Genomic DNA, 22,922 nt, shown 5'->3' with positions numbered 1-22,922 from the left:
GTTCACTTATTTCCTTCGGATGGGGTGGAGACCGGATGAATATCGGGGGCGGAGCTGCCGGCCCAGGAGGAGAGCAGCTTGAGTGCGTCGTGCGATGGCGAACCATTCTTGGCCGTGTAGATGCGCAGGCTTTGATCGGGATCGTCCGGAAGCAACAGATGTTCGAAATCAAGCGCTATGTCGCCAACAACGGCATGGCGCAAATGCAGCGTGCCCGAGGATTTGCGGGCCACCGTGTGCCGCGCCCACCACTGGCGAAAGTCCTCGCTATTGACGGCGAGTTCGCCCACCAGGGCGGTGGCCGCCGGATCGCCCGGGTGCCTGCCAATATCGGCGCGCAGGGTTGCCACCGCATCGGCCGCCGCGCCGTGCCAGTCACGGAACAACACTCGCGCAGCAGGATCCAGCATGATCCAGCGCGTGTAGTTTCGTTGTTCCCGGGCCATGGCCGGGAAATCAGCAAAGAGCAGTCCGGCCATGCGGTTGCTGGCCAACACCTCGGTTCGTCGGCCCAGTACGACGGCGGGCACCTCGCCCACCGCTTCCAGCAGCTGGCGCATGGCGGCGCGCACCCGCTGGGTGGTGGGCGGGTTGCTGACTTTTCCTCCGCAGTTCTCCAGAAGATCGAACATGTGGGTCGCTTCGGCGGCGGTGAGCTCCAGCGCACGGGCCACCGAGTTCAGGACGGAACGCGAGGGATGAATGTTGCGACCCTGCTCCAGCCGGGTGTAGTAATCGGTAGAGACGCCCGCCAGGCGTGCCACCTCTTCACGGCGCAGTCCGGGGACCCGCCGAGTGCTCAGGACGGCTTCCGGATCCGGCTGCAATCGGGAGCGCATGGCGGAGAGGAACCTGCCGAATTCTATGCTTTGACCCATGCTTACATTCTGCCCCGGTGCGAGGACATGACCTAGGGTTTGGGTGGTCCTGCCAAACCTAGGTTCACTCGACACAGCTAAAGAGTGCCTTTACAAGGGTTTGCGGCCTAGGCTGGAGTGGAGCGCCCGCTGTGGCGCAGCTAACGAAAGGACTACCTGACTATGACAGATTCACACACACCGGCAGTTGTTGTTCCGGAGCTGACCTTGAATAATGGCGTGACCATTCCGCAGCTAGGTTTTGGAGTCTTCCAGGTTCCGCCGGAGGAAACCCGAGTAGCCGTTGCCCAGGCACTGGCCGCAGGATACCGGCACATCGACACGGCAGCGGCGTACCGCAACGAGGCTGGCGTTGGTGCGGCCATCGCCGAATCCGGAATCGCCCGGGAAGAACTATTTATCACCACCAAGCTGCGCAATGGCGAACAAGGCAGCCCGCGAGCCGCCTTCGAAGCAAGCCGCAAGGCCCTGGGCCTGGACTGGATTGATCTGTATTTGATCCATTGGCCGGTCCCGTCGCAGGGCCTCTATACCCAGGCGTGGAAGGAAATCGAATCGCTCTATGCGCAGGGCCTCGTCCGTGCCATCGGTGTCTCCAACTTCTTGCCGGATCACCTCGACACGCTCCTGGAAGCCTCCACCGTGGTCCCGGCCGTAAATCAGATCGAGGCGCACCCCAGCTTCCACCAGGGTGAGCTCGCGGACAAGAGCCGCAGCCACGGCATCGCGGTTGAGGCGTACAGCCCGCTGGGTCAGGGCAAGGACCTGGACCACCCGGTCATCACCGAGCTGGCCGCCGAATACGGCGCCACTCCGGCACAGATCGTGTTGGCTTGGCATTTGGGGTTGGGAAATATTGTCATTCCCAAGACCGTGTCCCCGGCCCGCATGAGTGAAAATCTGGCGGCGGCCGCCATCACGCTCAGTGAGGATGCCTTGAAGCGCATCAGTGCCTTGGAAGCGGGAGAGCGCATCGGCGCGGACCCGGCCGTTGCGGCTTTTACCCAGATGTAAGTTCTTCCACCGTTAAATAAGTCAGGGGTGGGCCGACGCTAAGCGTCGACCCACCCCTGACTCGTGTCAGCGACTAGAGCTTGTCGAACTCGGTCTCGTCAACATGATCGGTGGCCGTGATGGCGGCCGGAGCCGGTGAGCGGCCAGCCTTCAAGGCTGCCAAACGAGCCTCAACCTCGGTCTGCTCGCCCAGGTCCTCCAGGGAGTTGAATTGGGCGTCCAGGCTGGAGGCAGCCAGCTCATTCTGGCCACGGACCTTCGCCTCTTCGCGGCGGATCTTTTCCTCGAAGCGGCTGACTTCGCTCGTGGGATCCATGATGTCAATGCTCTTGAGCGCATCGTTGACCTGCGTCTGGGCGGCGGCCGTCTTGGAACGAGCAATGAGCTCATTGCGCTTGTTGGCCAGCTCGTTGAGCTTGCCTTCCATCTGGGTCAGGCCGGTCTTGAGCTTGTCGACAACATCGTTCTGGGCAGCGATGTTGGGCTCTGCCGCGCGGGCCTCATTTTCAGCGGTGATCTGTCGCTGGAGAGCCACCTTGGCCAGGTTGTCGAACTTCTGGGCGTCGGCGGCATTGCCGGCGGTGCGGAATTCATCGGCCTTGCGGCTTGCTGCGAGAGCCTTTGAGCCCCAGTCCTGGGCCGCCTTGATGTCCTCGTTGTAGTCATCCTCGAGCATGCGCAGGTTACCGATGGTCTGGGCTACCGCGCCCTGGGCCTCGATAATGTTGGACTTGTAATCGCGCACCATCTGGTCGAGCATCTTCTGCGGGTCCTCGGCCTGATCCAACAACGCATTGATGTTGGCCTTGGCCAACTGTGCGATCCGGCCGAAAATTGACTGCTTTGCCATTCTTTTCCCCTTATATGTGCTGGTTTGGATCTAACAAAATCTACAAGGTCTAGCTGCGGCTGTCCGTGCAACGAGTCTAGGGGACATGTCCCGCATCCTCATTCAAGTGGCCAGGCCGTGTAACAAACCGGTTAGAAGTTACCGCCGCTGCCGCCGAAGCCTCCGCCTCCACCGCCGCCACTGCTTCCTCCACCGAAGCCGCCTCCGCCGCCGCCACCGAAACCGCCGCTAAAGCCACCGCCTCCGCCACCTCCGGAAAGCAGGCCGCCGATGATTCCACCGAGGATGGCCCCACCCATGCCGCCGCCCATGGAACCGCCGCCGCGGCCATAGCCACCACCGCCTCCGCCGCCAAAACGATCCACATCGTTTTGCGCGTACTGGATGGCTTGATTCGCCAGGGCCTGAGCTTGCTGTGCGTAACTGAGCGAGTTGCTCGGATCAGACTGCGAGATGGAAACGGCGTAGTCAAAGTTACGCTCGGCCTCGGACAAGCGAGTGCGCGCCTCGGAGCCGACACCGCCGCGTCGGGCCGTGATGAAGTCCTTAGCCGTGGCAATCGTGGCCTGGGCTCCGGCCAAAGCCTGCTGCAGGGAGGCCTGAGCGCGCAGCTCTTGTTGCTGCTGATCGCGAATGCCCGTCAGCAATTCATCAAGCTGTGTATGAGCCTGCTGCACCGCGGCGAGCTGCCCGACCGGATCGCTCTGGCCCGCGGCGGAGTTCATCCGAACCTCGTTCAGGGCAGCCTCAGCGGCCTGCACGGTGGGCGCATAGCGGGCAAATTGTGCCGACGCCACCATGGACTTGGCCTGTTCCAGATCCGAGAGGGCCTCGGGAAGCGCGGTTTGCAAGGTGCTTGCGGCTTCCTGCAATGCGGCCCGCGTCTTTGTGATCGCCTCAACGAGGACGCCCGATTGCAACAAGCTCTCCTGCGCGGCGTGAACCGACACCGCTGCCGCCGCCGTGTCTGCGGCAGCGAGCTTGGCGTCGGCGTCGGCCGCGGCCGTGTCGACGAAGTCCAGACGCTCCTTGGCCTGAGCCACATTGTCACGAACGGGAGCCACAGCGGCCTCTGAATACTGGGAGGCCAAGGTGGCCCACTGTTCTTCCGCAGCGGAGATAGCGGTACGAGCCGTGGCAGCTTCTGCCCGGATGCCAGCCAAGACCTGCGGGGCGGTACGTTCGAGTTCCCGCAAATCATCAAAGGCAGCCTTCTGAGCGTCCAGAGCAGCATTGGCGTCCTCGCTCCGGGCAATGATTTCACCCAACCAGCTGCGTTGTTCCTCGATGGTGTCCGGGATCTCATCATCCAATTGCTGCTGCAACTTGAAGGACTCGGTGAGGTGAGCCTTGGCCTGATCCAGTGCTTCCTGGAACGGTTTCACGGCGGCATCACCGTAGGAAGCTTGCGCGAAACCAATCTCATGCTCGCTGCTCTTGATGGCGTCATCCGCGGCGATAAGCAGCGAGCCGGCCTTGGAACGCAGCTCGGGAACACTCATACCAGCGTTGGGATCGAGCGGCTTGCCATCCTGGCCATACCCCTTGGCCGTGGCTTCGGCGCTGTTCTTCCGGCGCTTGTTCCGTAGGTACAGCGCGGTGCCTGCTCCACCAACCACGACGGCGCCGCCCACTCCCAGGGCAACGTAACCGCCCGTGGGGTCAGGGACATTACCCTTACCGCCGCCGGCTGCATCGCCCAAGGCCGCGGCTCCATCGATGGCCGCCTGAGCCCAATTATCAGCTGATAGCTGGGGCTTGATCACGTTGGTTTGGATGTATTGGTTTTTCGACTCGGGAACGAGATTGGTATCGGCGAACAAGGCATACTTGCTGTCCTTGACGGCCACCACGAGCAAGGCATCACCCGTGCCGAGCTGCTTCTGGTCGGCGACCTGCTGGCCCCAGACCTCTCCGGACTCTCCGTCAAAGGAATCGACGTACACCACAAAGAAGGTCAGGCCATGGTCTTGGCTCAACTTTGTAATGGCGCTCTGAACCTCGGACGTCTGGGCTCCTAGGACATCGGCGTTGTCCACAATGTAGCTGCCGCCCGGAATCGTCACGGGCGGTTCTGCTTGGGCCAGACCAGCCGGGGCCAGCATGAGACCTAGGAACGCCACCACTGCTAACAAGGGGGAAAATCGCTTCAACCGTGCAAACATCGCTCACCTTTGAATTGAGGCCACCGTCAAGACCGGCCTAAGTACCTCAAACGATACTATGGCGCCCTTTGATTGGCGCGGAAGATTTTCCGCTCAGCGAATAACCTCACAGTCTGGCAGGGAAGGGCCATAATGAAAGCTGCGAGACCTTCACAGCTGCCTTCCAGCAAACGTACGTCAAGGCATCAGCCACGGCCGAGAAGATGAAGTTCAGATCAAGAAATTACGACCATGAGATTTCAATGAAGGGAAAGCTGATGAGCGAGAACCACGGCGACGACACCACCGGAATCAACCAGCCCACAAATAGCACCCCGCAGGTGCCTGAGACCACGGTTGTTCCCGAGGTTGCTGCTCCGCAGGCACCGGCCACCCCGTCGTGGCGTTCGAGCACCCCTCCGCCTCCGCCAGTTGAAACACAGCCGGCCACCCCTCCGGCACCGGCTGCTCCGGTTGCCGCAACGCAGCCCATGGCGCCGCAGCCCGCCGAGCCCCAGCCCGCCGCGCCGGCCGCAGCCGCGAACCCCACCGAGCGGATCCCCGCCTATGGCCAGACTGCCCCCACGGCGGCCAATCCCACCACACCCATCCCGTCTCCTCCGGGAGCACCGCAGCCGGTGACGGGTCACGCGGGTCCGGGGTACCCGGCGTCGAACGCTTACCCGCAGACCTTGGCACCGGCCGTGACGGCACAACCCAAGCAGCGCAAGAAGGTCGGCATGGGCTTGTTTGCTGGAAGCGTTTTGGCAGCGGCTCTCGTGGGCGGTTTGGTCGCGGGCGGCACCATGTTCCTCGTGGACCAGCAGGGCGGCAATTCCGTCACGGGCGCCAGTCAGCAGAGTGCGCCGCTCGTGGTCAACAACACCAGCAGCGTCAACGCCGTGACGGCAGCCGCAGCCAAGGCCATGCCCTCCGTCGTGACCATCTCGGCAACCAGCGGCAGTTCAGGAGGCACGGGCTCGGGCATCATCTTGGACACCGAGGGTCACATCCTGACCAACACGCACGTCGTGACGCTCGATGGTGCGGCCGCGCATGCCACGATCGAGGTGCAGACCAGCGACAACAAGGTTTACGCTGGCACCATCGTGGGAACCGACCCGCTCTCCGATCTGGCCATTGTGAAGATTGACGCGCCGGACCTCGTGCCGGCAACGCTCGGGGAATCGGGCAAGATCAACGTGGGCGACACCGTGATCGCGATTGGTTCACCTCTGGGCCTGAACGGCACCGTGACCGACGGCATCGTCTCCACACTCAACCGCACCATTCAGGTGGCGTCCTCGGCCGTGCCGGAAGAGAGCAGCGATGCGGCTCAAACCCCGGATGACAACGGCAATGGCTTCCGTTTCTCCCCTCCCGGTGGAGGCACGGATACTCCAGTCGCCCAGGGCACCGTGAACCTCAACGTGATCCAGACCGATGCGGCCATCAATCCGGGTAACTCCGGCGGTGCCTTGGTCAACGCCAAGGGCGAGATCATTGGCGTCAACGTGGCCATTGCCTCGACGGGCAGCTCCTCCAACGCCAGCAGCCAGAGCGGCAACATCGGCGTAGGCTTCTCCGTTCCCATGGACCACGCCAAGCGCGTCGCCGAGGAAATCATCAAGAACGGTTCGGCAAGCCACGGCCAGCTCGGCGTCTCCGTAGGGGCCACCAGCTCGACGGACTCCAGCAGCAGCTTCTCCACGGGAGCCACGGTCGCCTCTGTGACCTCCGGAAGCGCCGCCGACAAAGCCGGCCTGAAGAAGGGCGACATCGTCACCCAGCTCGGATCGCGCGTCATCAGCGATCCCTCCGAACTGACGGCCGCCGTCCGCGAACAGGCCGGTGGCGCCACGGTGCCGCTGACCTTCACCCGCAACGGCAAATCCCAGCAGGTAGATGTCACCCTAGACGTCATGAAGTAAGAGCGACGTAGAAAAGTCCCCCTCCGCCATACCGGAGGGGGATTTTTTATGCCTACGCCTCGCGCAGCACGGCGGTGAGGATCGGTGCCGAGGCCGCCAACCCCAGCCACACCAAACCGATGCCGCCGGCCAAGATCCCCGCGATGACCAGTACGGATACGGGTGCAAAGATGATCGCCAAGCCCGTCAGCGGGAACAACAAGACCGCGGCCAGAACTCCCGAGCCGATCGTGACGATTTGCACGGGCCACATGACGGCGCGCTTGCGGGCAGACTCCATGATGGGGCGCGGCATGCCGAGGCGATCCAGGCTGACATACAACTCGCGACGATCCAGCACCGCGGCCGCCTGATTCACGCCGGCGCTGGAGGCCACGAGCAGGAACGACACGATCACGGTAATGAGCACACCCGTGCGCATATCGCCGTACAGGATCGCATCCTCGGCATTGTGTGCGTCCCCGGCCGAGGCGATGATGGCCAGACCCGTGCCCGCCACGACGGCGATGAAGCTGGTCATCGACAGCGAACTCACCTGGCGCCACGCGGCCTTGGGCGATTCCAAAATGCTGCGCGCCGCCAGCAGTCGCACGGGGGTCGTGGCTCTGGCCAATCTACGCGTGGCTATCCACTTCACCACAAAGGGGCCCATGAGGTTCAGCAGTGCCAGCCCGCCGGCGAAGGCAGCGCACAGGACCACGATCATGATGGCGGCAGATCCGCTGGCCGTCGCGACGGTCATGACCAAATACAGGACGACGGCGGCTCCCGCACCCAGTGCCAAACGGAGCCAATGCACGGTGGGCGCCTTTTGCCGGGTCCGGACCCCCAGAGGGGAAAGGATGACCAGACGCAATCCCAGGGCTGCGCTGATGGCAGCCAGCAGGATCAGGGCCGCTACGGCGATGAACAACACCCCACCAGGGAGCCACAGTGTGGCGAGTCCCAACGCCTGTCCCTGAAAGTGAATCAAGGCGATGGCCGGTAACGCGGCCGCGTACAGCACGATGCCGGCCGCGATGCCCACTACGGCCACGAGCGTTGACTCGATAATGGTCAACACGGACACCAGTGCGGGGGTGCCGCCGAGGAGACGGAGGGTGGAAAGGCGTTCGTCACGGCGCCGGGCCGAGAGCCGGGCAGCAGATCCACCCAGAGTCATCATCGGTAACACCATGAGCGAGACGGCAAAGGCCGCCAGCATTTGATAGATCCCCGCCATTCCGGTGGGGTCATCCGCCGCGGTGTTGGTGAAGAAGCTCAGGGCTCCGGCTAAAACAATCAAGAGCAGGGCCGTCACCAAGGCAAAGGCGACGGCGGGCAGGACCATGACCGCCTTGCTCCCCGGCGCTGGCCGGGACAACATCCACAGGATGGAAAGAGTGGATTTCACGCCCGGGCCTCCCCGTCCTGGCTCAGCTGCGGCAGGAATGTTGTTCCCGTGGAGGCGCCGGGTATGGCCTGCGTGGCAGCCGGGCGAGATGTCGGCGCAAGGGAGAGGACGCCGTCGTGCATAAAAAGGGTACGGCTGCAGCGGGAGGCGACCGTGGGGTCATGGGTGACGAGCACGAGGGTGTTGCCGCGGCCGGCCGTGGCGTTCAGGAGCGCGGTCATGACCTCGGCGGAGGTGGTGGAGTCGAGCGCGCCGGTGGGTTCGTCGGCGAACACGATGCGGGCGCCGGTGACCTGGGCGCGGGCGATCGCGACACGCTGCGCCTGACCGCCGGAGAGCTCGCCGATGCGGCGATTTTCCATGCCGGCCAGGCCCAGATGGGCGAGCCAACCCAGGGACTGCGCCTCGGCATCGCGGCGGGGGACCCCGTTGAGCATGAGGGCCAGTGCCACGTTCTCGATGGCCGTCAGCTCGGGAATCAACAGCCCGGACTGGAAGACAAAGCCGAAGGCTTCGCGGCGGAGCTTGGAACGCTGGGTTTCATTCAGACCCGTGACATCCGTCCCCTCGTAATTCACGGAACCGGAATCGGGGCTCGTGATGCCTGCCAGGGTGTGCAGGAGCGTGGTCTTGCCCGAGCCGGAGGCGCCCATGATGGCCACGGACTCCCCGGGGTGGATATCGAGATCCACATTGTTCAAGGCGATGCCAGCGCCATAGCGCTTGGACAGGGAGCGTGCACTCAGAAATGTTGAAGTCATACTTCTACTGTGCGCTCTGAGCGCTGGCCAAACATCGGGCTACAGGGGGAAAAGCTGGCGCGAGCGTCCACCCGCGGGATGAGCCCTAGCGGCGAGGCTCCCGGATGACCACAGCAACAGCGCCAGCCACGCCAGCCCGCAGGCAGGACTGCCATAACTGTCCGGGGAGTTCCCCATCCGTGTTCGCTTGGAGTAAAGAATCGGCCATGGAAATTCCGGCTCCGGCCCGCCACGAACTAAGCTGGTGCAAGTAGGCCAAGGGCGAACCTGCGGCGCCCGCCCCGCCAAGGGGAAGGACGCCGCCCAACCATCCGTCCATGACACAAAGGACAGCAGTGGAAAACTCAGCACTGAACATTGTCGTACTGGTCAAATATGTGCCAGACGCACAATTTGACCGACACCTCACAGGTGATGCCCGCACGCTGGATCGCAGCGAGAGCATCCTCTCCGAACTCGATGAATACGCGCTCGAGGCAGCCCTGGCGCTGACCGACGCCCGCGGTGGCGCCAAAGCCGGCAATGTCGTCACGGCACTGACGCTGGGCCCGGCCTCCGCCGCGGCCGCCGTGAAGAAGTCGTTGCAGATTGGCGCGACGCAGGGTCTGCACGTCACAGACGACGCGCTCGCAGGCTCCGACGCCTCGGCCACCTCTCTGGCGCTGGCGGCAGCCATCAAGACCCTGGGTCCGGTGGATCTGGTCATCACCGGCATGGCCTCCACGGATGGCGAAACCTCCATCATCCCGGCGCAGCTGGCAGCACGACTGGGCCTGGCCCAGATCACCTTCGCCTCCTCCCTGGAGCTGGACGGCACCACCGTGAGCGCTCGCCGCGATGGCGATGACTTCTCCGAGGAAATTCAGGCCACCCTGCCTGCCCTCGTCTCGGTCACCGATCAGGCCAACGATCCCCGCTACCCGAACTTCAAGGGCATCCTCGCCGCGAAGAAGAAGAAGGTGACCACCGTGTCCCTGGCGGATCTGGGCTTAGCAGCGTCCGACGTCGGACTGGCCGGGTCCCTGACTCGTGTCACCGCGGCAGCCGAGCGCCCCGCCCGCACCGCTGGCACCATCATCACCGACTCCGGCGATGCCGGCATCCAGCTCGTTGACTTCCTGGCCGCGCAGAAACTGATCTGAGGAACCCTTCATGACTGCAATTGTTGTTTACATTGATCAGCTCGATGCCTCCGGCAAGCTCTCCGTCACGGCGACACAGCTGCTGACCGTGGCCCGTGGTGCCGGGGAAGCCGTAGCCGTTGTGGCCGGTGGCGTTGCTCCCGAGCTGCTGAACGAATTGGGTGCCTATGGCGTGAGCCGTGTGCTGCACTCCGAGCAGGCCGAATTGGGCCAGTTCCTCGTTGCCCCTAAGGCCGACCTCGTGGCGCAGGCCGCCGCAGCCGTGGCCGCCAGCGCCGTGTTGGTTGACAACAGCGCTGCCGGCAAGGAAATCGCGGCCCGTGTGGGCGTGGCCCTGAACGCCGGTGTCATCACCGACGCCGTGTCCGTGAGCTACGACGGCGAGGCCCTCGTGGCACACAAGTCGGTCCTGGCCGGCTCCTACACGGTGGAGGCGCGGGCCACCTCGGCCGTTGCCGTCATCAGCGTGAAGGCCCACAGCGTGGAAGCGGCCCCGGCAGCGGCGGCCGTAATTCCCGCCGTCGAGCTTGTGGACGTTGCCTTTGCACCGTCCAGCCTGGCCGCACGGGTTGTCACGCGCACCCCGCGTGCCGCCTCGGGCCGCCCGGAACTTGAAGATGCACGCATCATCGTGGCCGGTGGCCGCGGCGTGGACGGCGACTTCACCCCGGTCGAGGAACTGGCCGACGTTCTGGGCGCAGCCGTGGGTGCCTCCCGCGCCGCCACGGATGCTGGCTGGATTTCGCACGCCTCGCAGGTTGGCCAGACCGGTAAGAAGGTGTCCCCGCAGCTGTACATCTCGGTGGGGATCTCCGGTGCCATCCAGCAGAAGGCCGGCATGCAGACCTCCAAGCTCATCGTGGCGGTCAACAAGGATGCCGAATCACCCATCTTTGAGATTGCCGACTTCGGCATCGTGGGCGACCTCTTCAAGGTGCTGCCGCAGGCCGTGGAAGAGATCAAGAAGCGCCGCGGGTAATACCGCGCTTGCTTGGACGGTGTCGCCACCGTTCGGTAGAAGCGCCATAGTTGGGTGGTCTCGCTATAGGCCGACCTATAGCGAGACTACCCAACTATGGCGTTTTTCGTTGTGGGGCGCTTGACGGCGCGCGGGAGTTATCCACAGCCGCCGCTTTCACACTGTTTTGAGCCTCCCTGAGGTGGAAAACTGAGAGACATGAACAAGCCTCGACTCATCAGTGCGGCGCAGTACAACGACACAGGACGCGACCGCCACAAGCTTGTGACCGCCCAGAAACGCGGCGAACTCGTCAGGGTCCGCCGCGGCATCTACGTTGAGAGTGCAGAGTGGAGCAAACTTTCCGGTAGGGAGCGCTACGGCCTGCGGGCTCTGGCCTGTGTGCGGCTAGCCCAGAGTGAACCGGTGTTTTGCCACGCCACCGCGGCACTTCTCTGGGGACTGTGGATTGTTGGAGTACCTCAAAAGCTCCACACTGTCACCGAGGTGACCCGCGGTGGACGCAGCTCGAGCGGGGTGGTGCGCCACGTTGGCTCCCGAACGGAAGGTGTTCAGCGCTGCGGACCTGTCCTCATTACGGACAAGCTCACCACCACGATGCAGCTGATCAATACCCTGTCGTTTTCCGCGGCAGTGACGGTCTGCGATTCGGCCTTGCGGGTTCCTCGGCGGAGCGTTGTAGCGAATCACTTTGAGCGTCCCGACGCAGATCCCTTCCACTGGGACGCAACGTGGGAGCTGGATGAGCCCCAAGGGGCCGCGTTGTTGCCGGAGGAATTACGTGCAGCCGCCGCGCAGCTGCCGAGCAAGGCCGGACAGACACGGGCCTTGAAGATCATCAATTTCGCCTCTGCCTTGTCGGGGTCGGCCGGTGAATCACTGAGCCGGGTCAAGATGTTTGAACTCGGTTTTCCGGCACCGGTGCTGCAACAACGATTTTCCCTTGATGACGGCAGAGCCGCGCTCGTGGATTTTTGGTTCAAGAAGGAGCGCGCAGTGGGGGAGTTCGATGGGAAGGGCAAGTACCTGCGCGACGACTGGGGCCAGGGGCGCTCGATGGCAGATCGCATCATGGCAGAAAAGCGCCGCGAGAATCAGATCCGGGCTCAGGTGTCCGGCTTTGCCCGGTGGGACTGGCAGGATCTGAAGGACACGCAGCGTTTCATTTCCATCCTGCGCCAGGCAGGATTGCGTCAGAAGTAGCAGGCACCGGCACGTCGCCGCAGGCACCACCCCACGAGAAATGCCATCGCTGAGAACTTTCGCGGTAGCTGGGCATTCTCGCCATAGCTCGGCCTATAGCGAGAATGCCCAGCTATAGCATTTTTGGGCACAGGGCACAGCAGGGCGCAGGGCGCCTAGCGCGGCGTGGTTCCCGTGGCGATCATGGCGTCGGAGTTCATCTCGACGTGCGGACCAACCGACTTGATGAAGTCGCGGCGGACACGGGCGATGGCCTCGGGGTCACGGGGGAGCAAGGTGCGCCAGCCGCTGCCCATGACTAGGTTCCACGCCATGGCGTCGTCAACGGCCAGCGTGAGCGGGTGCGTTGTCACAGCGACGTTTTCTAGGCCGCGCTCGCTCATCCAGCGGCCCAGGGATTCCACCGTGTCCACGCGTGACATATTTTGATTCGGCAGCGGCGTCACACCGGCGAGCCGGGGGCGTTCCTTGACGGCGGCCTCGAAAATGCGATCGGCGAAGGGCGCCAAGGCGCCGTCGATCCAGGTGCTCGTCACGAAGCGGCCTCCGGGGCGCAGCATGGAGGTGAGGTGTTCGACTCCGGCTTCCATATTCGCGAAGAAGAACATGCTGTAGGAGCACAACACCGCGTCGAAGGTGCGGTGGCCACGCCACTGCGTGACGTCGGCTTCCGTCAGGGTGGCGTTGAGAATGCCCTGGGCGGAGACATTGGCGGCGGCGATGCGCAGCAAACCGGTGGACAGGTCGACGCCGTCAACCGCACCCTCGGGTCCGACGGCCAGGGCTGCCGGAATAGTGGCGGCACCCGTTCCGCAGCATGCGTCCAGGACTTTTTCTCCGGGGAGCAGCTTGGCGGCAGCCACGACGTCGCGCCCCATGGGATCCCAGAGCTTGTCCGACCACGCCTCAAATTGCAGCGCTCCGTCAGTGAACGCTAGGCCAGGATCGCGAGCGGACATACATACCTCCAGTAGATGAAAAAGGTGCCGGACGGGCCAAGGAAACGGCCAGCGGTGGTTAAGCCTGGATTTGGGCCCCGGCGAAGTCGTTTTGGCGCCAGGCCTCGAAGACGGCGATCGAGGCGGCATTGGCCAGATTCAGGGAGCGCAGGGCCGGCAGCATGGGCAGACGAACGCGGGCCGTGACGTGCGGATCCTGCTTGATGTCGGCAGGGAGTCCGGTGGATTCGCGGCCAAAGAACAACACGTCACCGGGCTGGTACGCAATTTCGGTGTAGCTTTTTTCCCCATCCGAGGTGAAGGCATAGACCCGTTCCGGGGCGAGGGCCTCCCACGCGTCGTCAAGGGTTTTGTGAACCGTCACGACGGCAAGGTCGTGATAGTCCAGGCCAGCCCGGCGCAATTTAGCGTCGGAGAAGTCAAAGCCCAGAGGCTCCACGAGGTGGAGTTCGGCGCCGGTGATGGCCGCCAATCGGATGGCGTTGCCGGTATTACCGGGGATTTCGGGGGTCATAAATAAGATGCGGAACACGTCATTCATCCTACGCCAGCCGCTGGCCTACCCCGACCGTCCCGAAGGACTTAGTACATACCACCCAGGAGGCGATCGAGGACACTCACATCCACCACATTGGGTGAAGGGCCGGAAGCTAAGAATTGCTTGGCCTCACGCACAAAGCGGGCGGCGTTGGCCATATTCACGGTGTTGGACCCATCGGGTTCGGTTCCTCGGGCATAGTCAATGACGGGTTCAAAAAGGTTGCCTGTATGGCTGTGCACGCAGACCCAGGCCGTCACATTACATTCCGGGAAGAGCTCCTGCAGCGCCCGGGCCGCCGGGATTAGCTGCGGAGGAGCGGCGACACGGCTGCCGTGCACCAGCACGCTGCCATCCCACCGGAAGGCGCCGTCGGGCACCAGCATGGAACCGATCACGGCAATGCGGTAGCCCGACACGAGCACGTGGTCCAGATAGCCGCTGCCGTGAGGGGCCGTGAGCCCGTTGATGAGGCGTGCGGCCGGGATCCCGGGCAAAATTTGCTGCATAATGAGCTGCGCAGTCCGAGCCTCACGCGCCAGACGGGACGCGGCACCGAACAGGCCACGTTTCCGGGGTGCGCCGTGGACAGGCTGAGCAGCCGTGCGCCGCGGCATGATGGGCGCCTCGCCGTTGAGATCCTCGTAGGACGGGAAATAGATGGCCGGTTCCGAGGCGGTGCTTCGCTGCTCAGGTGCCCGACGCGTCGTGAATCCGGAAAAGCCGTTCGGGGCACCATAGCTGGGCGTGCTCGGTGCCGCTCCGGCCCGCGAGCGAGAGGAGGGGCCGGCGCCATAGGACCTGTCGTACGCCTGACGGCGCACAGTATCGGAGAGGATCTCGTAGGCTTCGGTGATCTGCCGGAAGACAGCGGGGTCGCCGCCCCGATCCGGGTGAGCAATGCGGGCAGCCTTGCGGTACGCGATCTTCACCTCGCGTTCGGAGGCGGTCCGGGCAAGTCCCAGGACTTGATAATGCGTGAGGTGCTTCTCGCCCACAAGGGACCTTTCGCTAGCGGCTGTTTGCGCGTCGGCAATGGTGCAAGAATTCATTCTATCCGGCGCGACTGAGCGTTTACTTTGCGCGAAAATTCCCAGGAAGGCCCCGCGCTGGCATACTTTCAGGTGCCATGAAAACGCCCGCAGATTCCGCAACAGCCGGTTCCAACACCGCCCCCGTCCTGTCCATCGCCGTGGCGATCAATCCGCGCGCCGCTTTTGGCGGGAAGGGTGCTGCCTCGCCCGGCCACACGGGCGAGCTGGTGGTGGCCCGGCTCCGCGCCGCCGGCCACACGGTCACCGTCTTGCGCCGCCGCGACTACCACTCCTTGAGTGAAGCGGTCGACACCGAGATTTCGGCAGGTGCCGACGCCCTCGTGGTCGTGGGTGGGGATGGCATGGTCCATCTGGGAGTCAATGCCGTGGCCCACACAAAGGTTCCGCTGGGCATCATCCCGGCCGGCACGGGCAACGATGCCGCCCGCGGACTGGGCCTGGAGCTCCTGAACCCGGGTGCCGCCGTCGAGCATTTCCTCACCTGTGCCCAGGGAAAGCCGCGCGCCGTGGATTTGGGGCGGATCGAGCGTGCCGGGGAGCCGCCGCGGTGGTTCATGGGTGCCTTGTCGGCCGGCTTCGATGCGCTCGTCAATGAGCGGGCCAATATGTGGCGCTGGCCCACCGGACCCATGCGGTACAACCTGGCGATCCTGCGCGAGCTCGCGGTGCTGCGGCCGCTGAGTTATGCCCTGGTGGTCGACGGGCGGGCCCGGCATCAGCGCGGCGTGCTGATTTCTATCTCCAATGGCACCTCGATTGGCGGGGGTATGAAAATCACTCCAGATGCCAAGTACGACGACGGCCTGCTGGATTTGTTTGTTGTCTCGCCTGTCTCGCGGAGCACGTTTTTGAGGATTTACCCGCAGGTGTTCTCGGGGCGGCACACGAATCGGCCCGAGGTCAGTATTGAGCAGGTCACCGAGGTGGTGATTGATGCGCCGGGGCTGGTGGCGTATGCCGATGGGGAGAGAATCGGGCCGCTGCCGGCAACGGTCAGGGTGGATCCGGGCGCTGCGCTGTTGTGGGCCTAGCTGCTGTGCTGGCGGACGTAGCGCAGGAACAGCATGGAGTCGGCCTTGAGGATGCGGCGCAGCTCCATGGAGTTGGCCAGCTCTGAGGCAGCATGGCCGTGGGAGATTCGTCCGGAGGCCCCGCCCACGAGGAGCGGTGAGAGCGTGAGGTTGAGCTCGTCGACGGCTCCCGCCGCGGCAAAGGTGCCCAGCAGGCTGGGGCCGCCCTCGGAGTGAATGCGGTTGAAGTTGCGTGCCGCCAGCTCGGCGAGGAGGCGTTGCGGGTCCAGGACATCTCCGCCCACCGTGACGATCTCGGCCAGCTTAGCTAGGGCGGCTACGCGCTCCCGCGGTGCCTGGTCCACGGCGGATTCCAGCGTCAGGAGCAGCGGCCGTACGGGCGGGTCACGAAAGACCTCAAGCTCGGGGGCGAGGTTCAGCGACCCCGAGACAATGGCCAAGGGTGGATGGGATGGCAGCCAGTTTTCATGCCGCCACTGCTGGGCGGCCGCGCTCAGGAGCTCGCCGCCATAACCCTCGGCCCGAATGGTTGCTGCACCCACGAGGATGACATCCGCGCTTTGGCGCAGAAGCGAGAAGACCCTGAGATCCCAGGGATTGCCGAGCTTCCCGGAGAGCCCGTCCAGCGTTGCGGCGCCGTCGATGCTCGAGATGAAATTAAAGCTCAACCACGGGTTAGCTGCGCTACGGTCTACGGGCGCAGCGAGGAGTTCATGCTCCAATTCCGCGCCGGTGAGCACCGCAGGGTGCGGGAAGATTCGCTCGATCATGGCTGGGTCCCTTAGACCGTGGTGCGGTTAGGGTGGGCCGGGGCGTTGATATCGCCCATATTGTGTTTGAGATAGGCAGGCTCGCGCCACCCTAGCGTTGTCTCGGTCATGCGGATGGCGGACTTGGCCGAGGCCACATTGTGCATGCGCAGGATCCTAGCTCCTCCTAAAATGCAGATCACGCCCGTGGCGAGGGAACCCTCCAAGCGTTCGTGCTTTTCCTGATCGAGTGATTCCCCGATGAAGTCCTTATTCGACACGGCAGCAAGTGCCGGGAAGCCGAGCGAGGCAATCTCGTTGAAGCGGCGCGTGATTTCCAGGGTGTGCAGCGTGTTTTTATTGAGGTCGTGTCCGGGATCGATGATGATCTTTTCGGCCGGGACACCCAGGGACATGGCGAGCTCCACCTTCTCGGCGAGGAAGGCCGCAACCTCCGTGACGACGTCGTCGTAGTAGGGGCGCGGATACACCGTGCGTGGTTTGGCGAGTGAGTGCGTGATGACCAGGTGTGAGCCGCTCTCGGCCACCACCGAGGCCAACTCCGGATTGGCCAGCCCCGTGGTGTCGTTGATGACGTGCGCGCCGGCGGCGATGCTGCGGGCGGCCACCTCCGGCAGGAAGGTGTCCACGGAGATAATGACGTCGCTGGCGGCCGCGACGGCGGCAATCACGGGCACCACACGGTCAGCCTCTTCGTCGGCGCTGAGCGGGGGACCGGGGGCGAAGGGCACACCGCCGATATCGACCCAGTCGGCGCCGTGCTCAACAGCCGTGAGCGAGGCGGCAACCGCAGCGTCCAGCGCAAAGGTGGCTCCGCCGTCGTAAAAGGAATCCGGGGTGCGGTTGATGATGGCCATGAGCGCCACTTGGCGGCTGAAATCGAGCGTGCGGGTGCCAAAGTCGTGGACCGGGTGCAGCAGGGGAGGCGCATAAAACGGTGAGGTGCTCATAGTCTCCATCAAATAGCCTCGAGAGGGGTTTGCGGGTCAGCCAAGGTCAGCGTGTCGACTTTTCGGCCGGAGGAGATGAGCTCCTTGATGGCGTCCTGCACGTCCCACACGTTGACGTTCATGCCGGCCACCACCCGGCCGTCCAGGACCCAGAAGGCGATGAATTCGCGCTGTTCCAGGCTGCCGCGAATGACGAGCTCGGCGTCCTTGGTGAGGGCGCCGTAGCCGGAGTACTCCATGCCGAGGTCGAATTGGTCGGTGTAAAAGTACGGGATGTCATCCAGCACGGCGTCGCGGCCCACCATGGAGCGCGCCGCGACCTTGCCCGAGGCGATGGCGTTGGCCCAGTGCTCGGAGCGGGTGCGCATGCCGGTGACAGGGTGCATCGCATTGGCCACGTCTCCTGCGGCAAAGATGTCCGGGGAGGAGCTCGCCAGACCGGAGGTGACTTCGATGCCATTGTTGATCGTGAGCCCGGCCTGCTGCGCTAGCGCAGTATTGGGCACCACGCCCACGGCCACAATGACAATGTCGGCCGGCAGTACCGCGCCCGTTGTGGTGAGCACCTGGCTCACGCGCCCGTCCCTGCCCTGGATCTCGGTGGCGCTCGCGGGCAACAAGAACTTCACGCCCGCCTCCTTGTGCCGGTTCATGAAGACGGTGCCAAGTTCGCTGCCAATCGCGGCCGACAACGGCACCTCCTCCAGCCCCAACAGCGTGACGTGGTTGCCCAGCTCGCTCGCCGTCGCCGCAATTTCCATGCCGATCCAGCCCGAGCCGATCAGCACCACCTCCTTGCCGCCGCCGGAGAGTGCGGCCTTCAGCGCCACACTATCGGCCTTGGTGCGGAAGGTGTAGACCCCTTCAAGGTCGACGCCGGACAATGGGATGGTACGCGGAGCGGCACCTGTTGCGATCAGCGCCTTGGTATACGGCAGCGAGGTGCCATCTGCAAGCGTGATGGTGTGAGCATCCGGGTGCAACTCGGTTGCGGCCATACCAGTCAGGAGCGTGACCTGATGCTCCGGGTACCAACTGGCCGGGAGCGGGAGCAATGCGTCCTCGTTCTCCTGACCCGCCAGGAATCCCTTGGACAGCGGCGGGCGCTGATAGGGAACTTCTGCTTCCTCGGCGATCACCGTGATGGTGCCGGCATAGCCCTCCTTGCGCAACGTCTCGGCAGCGGTGGCCGCCGTCAGGCCACCGCCGATGATGACGATGCCGGGGAGCGATGAAGCGGTGTCTGACGGAACGGGGGAGGCGCTGAATAATTCATTCATGATCGAAACTCTTTCCTGAGGAAAACTGATGTTTCTTGAGATGAATCGGCGTCGGGGTGGCGCTACTGAGGTGGGGACCAGCTGTCAGTGAGGGAACTGCTCGCGGAGGGGTCCGGCGTCGGACAAGATGCCGGTGAAGACTGAGGTGCGGGTCATGGTGCCGGCGGTCTGCACGCCGCGCAGCGACATACACATGTGCTCGGCTTCCATGACCACACCCACGCCGCGGGGTGCCAGCGTGTCCTCGAGCCAGTTGGCGATCTGCTGAGTGAGCCGCTCCTGAACCTGTAGATCACGGGCAAACAGCTCCACGCCGCGCGCCAATTTGGAGAGCCCAAACAGGCGATCGCCCGGCAGATAGCCCACATGCGCTACGCCGCGGAAGGGCAGCAGATGGTGCTGGCACAGCGAATGGAAGGGGATGTCCTTGACCAGCACGAGGCCCTGATAGCCGTCTTCGTTGGGGAAGGTGGTCCAGGAAGTTTCGCGCGGGGTGAGCATCTCGGCATAAGCGGCAGCGACCCGACGCGGGGTGTCGAGCAGATGCGGATCGTTTTCATCCCGGCCCAGCGCTCGCAGGAATTCGGCGATGGCATTTTGAGCTCGCGGGAGATCGATGGCCGGATTCTCGGTTTGCGGATCCTCGAAGGAGAGGAGTTCCGGCAGTTGTGCACTGGAGATGGACATGGTCACACCTTTCTAAAGCTTGTATTATTGACTTTAGAAGCGCAGATTCAAAGCGTCAAGCAGCACGCAATAAAACACGACATTCCCGCACGGCTCATACTGCCGCGGAAGAAGGGGCAGGCCAAACATCATGAAGCAGGAAGTCACGCCAGCATCCTCCGCACCACTGGCCGGGCGTCCCGACGGGCTCGACGACGAGCAACGCCTCAGCGCCGTGGCCTGCCTCAACGACCCCGTGCGCCAGCAATTGTTCGAACTCCTGCGCAGCTCCGAGACGGACCGGGGGCTTAGCCGCGATGATTGTGCGGATGCCCTGAGGTTGCCACGGAGCACGGTGCGGGCACAGCTGGACCGCCTCGTGCAGGAGCGGCTCGTGCACGTGGAATTTCACAAGCTTGGGGAGCGGACTGGCCCGGGGTCGGGGCGCCCCACCAAGCTGTACTCTGTTGCGCAGCAGGAAGTGACGGCGTCCTTCCCGCCACGGCACTACGACCTCGCCGCCCGGCTCCTAGCCGCCGCCGTGCAGCGCTCGATCGACGGCGCGGAAAACATTGAAACAGCGTTATCCCAGGTGGCCCACGCCGAGGGGCGTCGCATGGGGGCACAAGCTGGTGCCATCCATGATGTCCTGGCCAGCGCGGGCTATGACCCCCAAGATGATGGCCAAGGCGGCACCATCATGGCCAATTGTCCGTTCCATCGGCTCTCGGCCGAGCATGCCGGCGTGGTGTGCGCCCTCAACGGGGCGCTTCTCGGTGGTGCACTAGAGGGATGTGGGGATGCTGAGCATGAACTGGCAGCTGACCACGAGATTTCCCATTGTTGTGCGCGTTTGGTGCCCCGAATCTAGACCCCGCCGCCCGTCCGAACCACGAAAAATGCCGGTCCTTCGGGAAACGCTATAGCTGGGCATTCTCGCTATAGCTCGGCCTATCGCGAGAATTCCCAGCTATGGCGCGAATTCCCAACTATGGCGAGAATGCCGGACGGGGTGAGCCGGAAATCCTCGTGACCGGGGAGTCGCCGTGCGTTAGGCTGCGGAGATGGATGCTGTCAGCGGTGCCGAGGGCCAGTGGATTGCCGATGCGCTGGAGCGCTACATCGGTAAGAAGGGCTACTTTGGGGCGGTGGCAGGTGTCATCCCTGACACTTTTGAGGCGTACGCTCGGATCTTTCATCCGGTCGACGAAATGAACGCGCTGGGGCCGGGATTGCGCTGGGCCGATCTCGCCCGCACAAAAAACACTGTGTTCCATCCGGAGGCTCAGTTCCATCGGCTGGCCCGGACTGAACTTTATGGCCGCGCGGAAATAGATGGCCGTGACGTGGGGCAGGCCCCGAGCGGCGAAATAGTGCAAAGGGAATTGGAACTGCTCGCCGAAATCCTGGCGGGACACTCGATGCCATCTCAGGATATCTTCCAGGCCGTGTGGGATGGCTGGGGCGGTTTCGAACCGGGTCGCCATAACATCCCCACCGGAGCTGGCACCACGCTCACGGTAGCTAAGGGCCTGCGAAAGTATTGGGTGTTTCGCGGAAGCATGGCAGAGTTCGTGCGTCCACCGTGGTTTGACGCGGAATGGGGTCGGAGTGAGCAAACCCCCAACCTGGCCTGGCCTGGGGATCGCAGTTGGTGCATGGCGAGCGAAATTGACTTTGACTCCACCCTGGTGGGCGGAACAGCGGAACTGATTGCCGCCGTCGTGCATTCATCGGGGTTGGAGGCTCTAGAAGTGACGCCGAGCAGTAATCTGAGCTCGGAAGGGGACACGATCAACGTTTAAGGAATTCCGGCGGCCACCGAAAACGATGGCCGCCGGAACTCTGGGGTGGGGCTTAGAGAACTGCCTTGAGTGCGTTCACAATGCCTTCGCCGTAATAGCTGTTGTTGAGCGCGGTTCCCGTGCAAGTTGCGCCAGTCGGGGTCGCCGGAGCAACACACTCATGGTCCTGCGCCTGCTCACGCAGCGTCGCGATCATCGCCTTGGGCTTCATGCCGGGGTGTGCCGACTTCATGAGCGCCAACACGCCAGCAACCTGAGGGGATGCCATCGAGGTACCGCTGAGCAGACCGTAAGTGTTGTTCGGCAGCGTCGAGAGGATGCGTGATCCGGGAGCGGCCACATCGATGACGTCCAGGCCTCGGTTGGAGAAGGAGGACAGCTTCGTGGCTTGATCCGTGGAGGCTACCGTGACAACACCCTCGAGCTCGGTGGGGATGTCCTTGCAGTCATTGTTGATCTCACGTTCAATGCCGGCGATGTCGTTGGGGCTGACGTCGTCGGTGGTCTTGTTGGCCAGATCGTAGGAGGCATTTCCCGCAGCGGCGGCATGCACAACGCCCTGCTTGGTTGACCATTTGACCGCGCGCTCAACGGCTGTGAGGACGGCCTTCTGATCGGGCTGATCGCCGCACCAGAACTGCATGGGGTCAACATAGTAGCTGTTGTTGGTGACGTCCATGCCCTTCATGCCCGCCCACATGAAGCCGCAGATGGCGTACTCGGGGTAGATCGAGCCTGCGTCGTTGACAACCTTGACGGACGCCATGCGCACGCCGGGGGCCACGCCGACAATGCCAACGCCGTTACGGGCGGCGCCGATGATGCCGGCCACGTGGGTGCCGTGCGATGAGTTCGTCGGGAACCAGCCTGTGGGCGAGGTGTCCGGGCGACCGGCGTCGGTGCAGTTGACCGAGTTGGCTACGTCGATGTTGGCCGCGAGATCCGGGTGGACCGGGTCGATGCCGCTGTCCAAAACACCCACCAAAACATCCGGTGAGCCGTCGGTGATCTCGTTGGCCAGATCGGACTTGATCTGAACGCGGCTCCACTGCTCGGATTCGCGCGGGTCGGCGGCGATGGCGTCGAGCGTGGCATCACCGTAGAGCAGATCGGTGTTGGCCAGCTGGCGGCTGCGCTGGGAGGGCGCCGTCGCGCTCTGCCATGGAGTGGTAATTCCCTCAGGGGTACCTTCGGCCACCGTGATGGTGCGGGTTGCGCCCACCGATTCGATGGCTGAATGGCCGAGCCTGAGGACATCTAAGCGGAAGTTGGCGCGATCCGACTGGACCACCACCACCCCGATTTCCGGCCATTCCTGGACGGCAACGCCACCGGCGGCCTCAATGGCCTCCACGGCGGTGCGGGTCTTGTTAGCGTTGGCGGCCTTGACATTGACCACATAGCTCATGAGCTGGCCGTCGGCTGCTGGGAAATCGACGGGCGTGGATGCCGCGGCTGCGGGTGCGGCCATGGCGCTGCCACCGACGAGGCTCGATGCCGCCAGAACGACTGCGCACAGTGCGGCAGAGGTGGTGCGGCGGAAGAATGCATTCTTCATAAATTTAATCCCCCC

General features: G+C 63.8%; 22 protein-coding genes. 8 read left to right on the top strand and 14 right to left on the bottom strand.

Features of this window, described 5'->3' with window-relative positions; genetic code table 11:
- Window positions 1-2: 2 nt before the first annotated feature.
- Window positions 3-878 carry a helix-turn-helix transcriptional regulator gene (locus CVS30_RS04270; RefSeq protein WP_110484053.1) on the bottom strand — a complete coding sequence of 292 codons (876 nt, stop codon included), beginning with the start codon at window positions 876-878 and terminating at the stop codon, window positions 3-5.
- Window positions 879-1,040: 162 nt separating this feature from the next.
- Between CVS30_RS04270 and CVS30_RS04265 the strand changes: the two genes are divergently transcribed.
- Window positions 1,041-1,892 carry an aldo/keto reductase gene (locus tag CVS30_RS04265; RefSeq protein ID WP_110484052.1) on the top strand — a complete coding sequence of 284 codons (852 nt, stop codon included), beginning with the start codon at window positions 1,041-1,043 and terminating at the stop codon, window positions 1,890-1,892.
- Window positions 1,893-1,965: 73 nt separating this feature from the next.
- On the opposite strand, the gene CVS30_RS04260 is transcribed toward CVS30_RS04265, so the two are convergent.
- Together CVS30_RS04260 and CVS30_RS04255 are read right to left on the bottom strand one after the other, a co-directional pair.
- Window positions 1,966-2,742, bottom strand: a complete 777-nt coding sequence (locus CVS30_RS04260) for a PspA/IM30 family protein (RefSeq protein WP_110484051.1) — start codon at window positions 2,740-2,742, stop codon at window positions 1,966-1,968.
- Between the two features lie 131 nt (window positions 2,743-2,873).
- Window positions 2,874-4,907 carry a TPM domain-containing protein gene (locus CVS30_RS04255; RefSeq protein ID WP_110484050.1) on the bottom strand — a complete coding sequence of 678 codons (2,034 nt, stop codon included), beginning with the start codon at window positions 4,905-4,907 and terminating at the stop codon, window positions 2,874-2,876.
- A gap of 257 nt (window positions 4,908-5,164) precedes the next feature.
- Between CVS30_RS04255 and CVS30_RS04250 the strand changes: the two genes are divergently transcribed.
- On the top strand, window positions 5,165-6,817 hold the full coding sequence (locus CVS30_RS04250) for a S1C family serine protease (RefSeq protein WP_245934424.1): 1,653 nt from the start codon (window positions 5,165-5,167) through the stop codon (window positions 6,815-6,817).
- Between the two features lie 52 nt (window positions 6,818-6,869).
- Here the strand turns inward: CVS30_RS04250 and CVS30_RS04245 are convergent, their stop codons facing one another.
- The 3 genes from CVS30_RS04245 to CVS30_RS17755 all read right to left on the bottom strand — a co-directional run bounded on the left by CVS30_RS04245 (window position 6,870) and on the right by CVS30_RS17755 (window position 9,290).
- Entirely contained in the window at window positions 6,870-8,210 is a 1,341-nt protein-coding gene (locus CVS30_RS04245; protein ID WP_245934423.1) for an ABC transporter permease family protein, read from the bottom strand.
- The gene (locus tag CVS30_RS04240; RefSeq protein ID WP_110484049.1) at window positions 8,207-8,971 is read right to left on the bottom strand and encodes an ABC transporter ATP-binding protein; all 765 of its coding nucleotides are present in this window, start codon (window positions 8,969-8,971) and stop codon (window positions 8,207-8,209) included. The genes CVS30_RS04245 and CVS30_RS04240 overlap by 4 nt, the downstream gene beginning before the upstream one ends.
- A gap of 85 nt (window positions 8,972-9,056) precedes the next feature.
- On the bottom strand, window positions 9,057-9,290 hold the full coding sequence (locus CVS30_RS17755; RefSeq protein ID WP_146233337.1) for a hypothetical protein: 234 nt from the start codon (window positions 9,288-9,290) through the stop codon (window positions 9,057-9,059).
- Between the two features lie 31 nt (window positions 9,291-9,321).
- Here CVS30_RS17755 and CVS30_RS04235 point away from each other — a divergent pair, with 31 nt between their 5' ends.
- From CVS30_RS04235 to CVS30_RS04225, 3 genes are all read left to right on the top strand, one after another.
- Window positions 9,322-10,113, top strand: a complete 792-nt coding sequence (locus CVS30_RS04235; RefSeq protein WP_110484130.1) for an electron transfer flavoprotein subunit beta/FixA family protein — start codon at window positions 9,322-9,324, stop codon at window positions 10,111-10,113.
- Window positions 10,114-10,123: 10 nt separating this feature from the next.
- A complete protein-coding gene (locus tag CVS30_RS04230) occupies window positions 10,124-11,092 on the top strand; it encodes an electron transfer flavoprotein subunit alpha/FixB family protein (protein WP_110484048.1) in 969 nt (322 codons plus the stop codon).
- A gap of 198 nt (window positions 11,093-11,290) precedes the next feature.
- Window positions 11,291-12,295: a type IV toxin-antitoxin system AbiEi family antitoxin domain-containing protein gene (locus tag CVS30_RS04225; protein WP_110484047.1), complete on the top strand. Its 1,005-nt coding sequence runs from the start codon at window positions 11,291-11,293 to the stop codon at window positions 12,293-12,295.
- Between the two features lie 155 nt (window positions 12,296-12,450).
- Here CVS30_RS04225 and CVS30_RS04220 read toward each other — a convergent pair whose 3' ends face one another.
- Genes CVS30_RS04220 through CVS30_RS04210 form a run of 3 tightly spaced genes read right to left on the bottom strand, consistent with a single transcriptional unit; the run spans window position 12,451 to window position 14,844 of the window.
- Window positions 12,451-13,254: a class I SAM-dependent methyltransferase gene (locus CVS30_RS04220; protein WP_110484046.1), complete on the bottom strand. Its 804-nt coding sequence runs from the start codon at window positions 13,252-13,254 to the stop codon at window positions 12,451-12,453.
- A gap of 58 nt (window positions 13,255-13,312) precedes the next feature.
- Window positions 13,313-13,786 (bottom strand): tRNA (cytidine(34)-2'-O)-methyltransferase, encoded by a 474-nt coding sequence (locus CVS30_RS04215; RefSeq protein ID WP_110484045.1) that lies wholly within the window; start codon window positions 13,784-13,786, stop codon window positions 13,313-13,315.
- Between the two features lie 50 nt (window positions 13,787-13,836).
- Window positions 13,837-14,844, bottom strand: coding sequence for a J domain-containing protein (locus CVS30_RS04210; protein ID WP_110484044.1), 1,008 nt, complete (start codon window positions 14,842-14,844; stop codon window positions 13,837-13,839).
- Window positions 14,845-14,921: 77 nt separating this feature from the next.
- On the opposite strand from CVS30_RS04210, the gene CVS30_RS04205 reads away from it, so the two are divergent.
- Entirely contained in the window at window positions 14,922-15,878 is a 957-nt protein-coding gene (locus CVS30_RS04205) for a diacylglycerol kinase family protein (protein WP_110484043.1), read from the top strand.
- Here CVS30_RS04205 and CVS30_RS04200 read toward each other — a convergent pair.
- The 4 genes from CVS30_RS04200 to folE all read right to left on the bottom strand — a co-directional run bounded on the left by CVS30_RS04200 (window position 15,875) and on the right by folE (window position 19,565).
- The gene (locus CVS30_RS04200; protein WP_110484042.1) at window positions 15,875-16,648 is read right to left on the bottom strand and encodes a pyrimidine reductase family protein; all 774 of its coding nucleotides are present in this window, start codon (window positions 16,646-16,648) and stop codon (window positions 15,875-15,877) included. The genes CVS30_RS04205 and CVS30_RS04200 overlap by 4 nt on opposite strands.
- Before the next feature lie 11 nt (window positions 16,649-16,659).
- Window positions 16,660-17,598 carry a dihydropteroate synthase gene (gene folP, locus CVS30_RS04195; RefSeq protein ID WP_181419679.1) on the bottom strand — a complete coding sequence of 313 codons (939 nt, stop codon included), beginning with the start codon at window positions 17,596-17,598 and terminating at the stop codon, window positions 16,660-16,662.
- Between the two features lie 8 nt (window positions 17,599-17,606).
- The gene (locus CVS30_RS04190; protein ID WP_110484040.1) at window positions 17,607-18,878 is read right to left on the bottom strand and encodes an NAD(P)/FAD-dependent oxidoreductase; all 1,272 of its coding nucleotides are present in this window, start codon (window positions 18,876-18,878) and stop codon (window positions 17,607-17,609) included.
- An 84-nt stretch (window positions 18,879-18,962) separates the two neighbouring features.
- Window positions 18,963-19,565, bottom strand: coding sequence for a GTP cyclohydrolase I (gene folE / locus CVS30_RS04185; RefSeq protein ID WP_110484039.1), 603 nt, complete (start codon window positions 19,563-19,565; stop codon window positions 18,963-18,965).
- A 130-nt stretch (window positions 19,566-19,695) separates the two neighbouring features.
- On the opposite strand from folE, the gene CVS30_RS04180 reads away from it, so the two are divergent.
- Entirely contained in the window at window positions 19,696-20,415 is a 720-nt protein-coding gene (locus CVS30_RS04180) for a helix-turn-helix transcriptional regulator (protein WP_110484038.1), read from the top strand.
- A gap of 193 nt (window positions 20,416-20,608) precedes the next feature.
- The gene (locus CVS30_RS04175) at window positions 20,609-21,349 is read left to right on the top strand and encodes a hypothetical protein (protein WP_110484037.1); all 741 of its coding nucleotides are present in this window, start codon (window positions 20,609-20,611) and stop codon (window positions 21,347-21,349) included.
- Between the two features lie 52 nt (window positions 21,350-21,401).
- Here the strand turns inward: CVS30_RS04175 and CVS30_RS04170 are convergent, their stop codons facing one another.
- Window positions 21,402-22,907: a S8 family serine peptidase gene (locus CVS30_RS04170; RefSeq protein ID WP_110484036.1), complete on the bottom strand. Its 1,506-nt coding sequence runs from the start codon at window positions 22,905-22,907 to the stop codon at window positions 21,402-21,404.
- Between the last annotated feature and the right edge of the window lie 15 nt (window positions 22,908-22,922).

Source organism: Arthrobacter psychrolactophilus, from assembly GCF_003219795.1.
Classification (GTDB): Bacteria; Actinomycetota; Actinomycetes; order Actinomycetales; family Micrococcaceae; genus Specibacter; species Specibacter psychrolactophilus.
This window is presented reverse-complemented; position numbering and strand designations above follow the sequence as displayed.

Excerpts from the sequence above, each read along its gene's own strand:
- CVS30_RS04180 (WP_110484038.1), top strand. The coding sequence starts at position 19,696 with ATGAAGCAGGAAGTCACGCCAGCATCCTCCGCACCACTGGCCGGGCGT.
- CVS30_RS04230 (WP_110484048.1), top strand. The coding sequence starts at position 10,124 with ATGACTGCAATTGTTGTTTACATTGATCAGCTCGATGCCTCCGGCAAG.
- CVS30_RS04240 (WP_110484049.1), bottom strand. The coding sequence starts at position 8,971 with ATGACTTCAACATTTCTGAGTGCACGCTCCCTGTCCAAGCGCTATGGC.
- CVS30_RS04170 (WP_110484036.1), bottom strand. The coding sequence starts at position 22,907 with ATGAAGAATGCATTCTTCCGCCGCACCACCTCTGCCGCACTGTGCGCA.
- CVS30_RS04220 (WP_110484046.1), bottom strand. The coding sequence starts at position 13,254 with ATGTCCGCTCGCGATCCTGGCCTAGCGTTCACTGACGGAGCGCTGCAA.
- CVS30_RS04190 (WP_110484040.1), bottom strand. The coding sequence starts at position 18,878 with ATGAATGAATTATTCAGCGCCTCCCCCGTTCCGTCAGACACCGCTTCA.
- CVS30_RS04200 (WP_110484042.1), bottom strand. The coding sequence starts at position 16,648 with ATGATCGAGCGAATCTTCCCGCACCCTGCGGTGCTCACCGGCGCGGAA.
- CVS30_RS04250 (WP_245934424.1), top strand. The coding sequence starts at position 5,165 with ATGAGCGAGAACCACGGCGACGACACCACCGGAATCAACCAGCCCACA.
- CVS30_RS04205 (WP_110484043.1), top strand. The coding sequence starts at position 14,922 with ATGAAAACGCCCGCAGATTCCGCAACAGCCGGTTCCAACACCGCCCCC.
- CVS30_RS04265 (WP_110484052.1), top strand. The coding sequence starts at position 1,041 with ATGACAGATTCACACACACCGGCAGTTGTTGTTCCGGAGCTGACCTTG.
- CVS30_RS04255 (WP_110484050.1), bottom strand. The coding sequence starts at position 4,907 with ATGTTTGCACGGTTGAAGCGATTTTCCCCCTTGTTAGCAGTGGTGGCG.
- CVS30_RS04270 (WP_110484053.1), bottom strand. The coding sequence starts at position 878 with ATGGGTCAAAGCATAGAATTCGGCAGGTTCCTCTCCGCCATGCGCTCC.
- folP (WP_181419679.1), bottom strand. The coding sequence starts at position 17,598 with ATGAGCACCTCACCGTTTTATGCGCCTCCCCTGCTGCACCCGGTCCAC.
- CVS30_RS04175 (WP_110484037.1), top strand. The coding sequence starts at position 20,609 with ATGGATGCTGTCAGCGGTGCCGAGGGCCAGTGGATTGCCGATGCGCTG.
- CVS30_RS04225 (WP_110484047.1), top strand. The coding sequence starts at position 11,291 with ATGAACAAGCCTCGACTCATCAGTGCGGCGCAGTACAACGACACAGGA.
- CVS30_RS17755 (WP_146233337.1), bottom strand. The coding sequence starts at position 9,290 with ATGGACGGATGGTTGGGCGGCGTCCTTCCCCTTGGCGGGGCGGGCGCC.
- CVS30_RS04260 (WP_110484051.1), bottom strand. The coding sequence starts at position 2,742 with ATGGCAAAGCAGTCAATTTTCGGCCGGATCGCACAGTTGGCCAAGGCC.
- CVS30_RS04210 (WP_110484044.1), bottom strand. The coding sequence starts at position 14,844 with ATGAATTCTTGCACCATTGCCGACGCGCAAACAGCCGCTAGCGAAAGG.
- folE (WP_110484039.1), bottom strand. The coding sequence starts at position 19,565 with ATGTCCATCTCCAGTGCACAACTGCCGGAACTCCTCTCCTTCGAGGAT.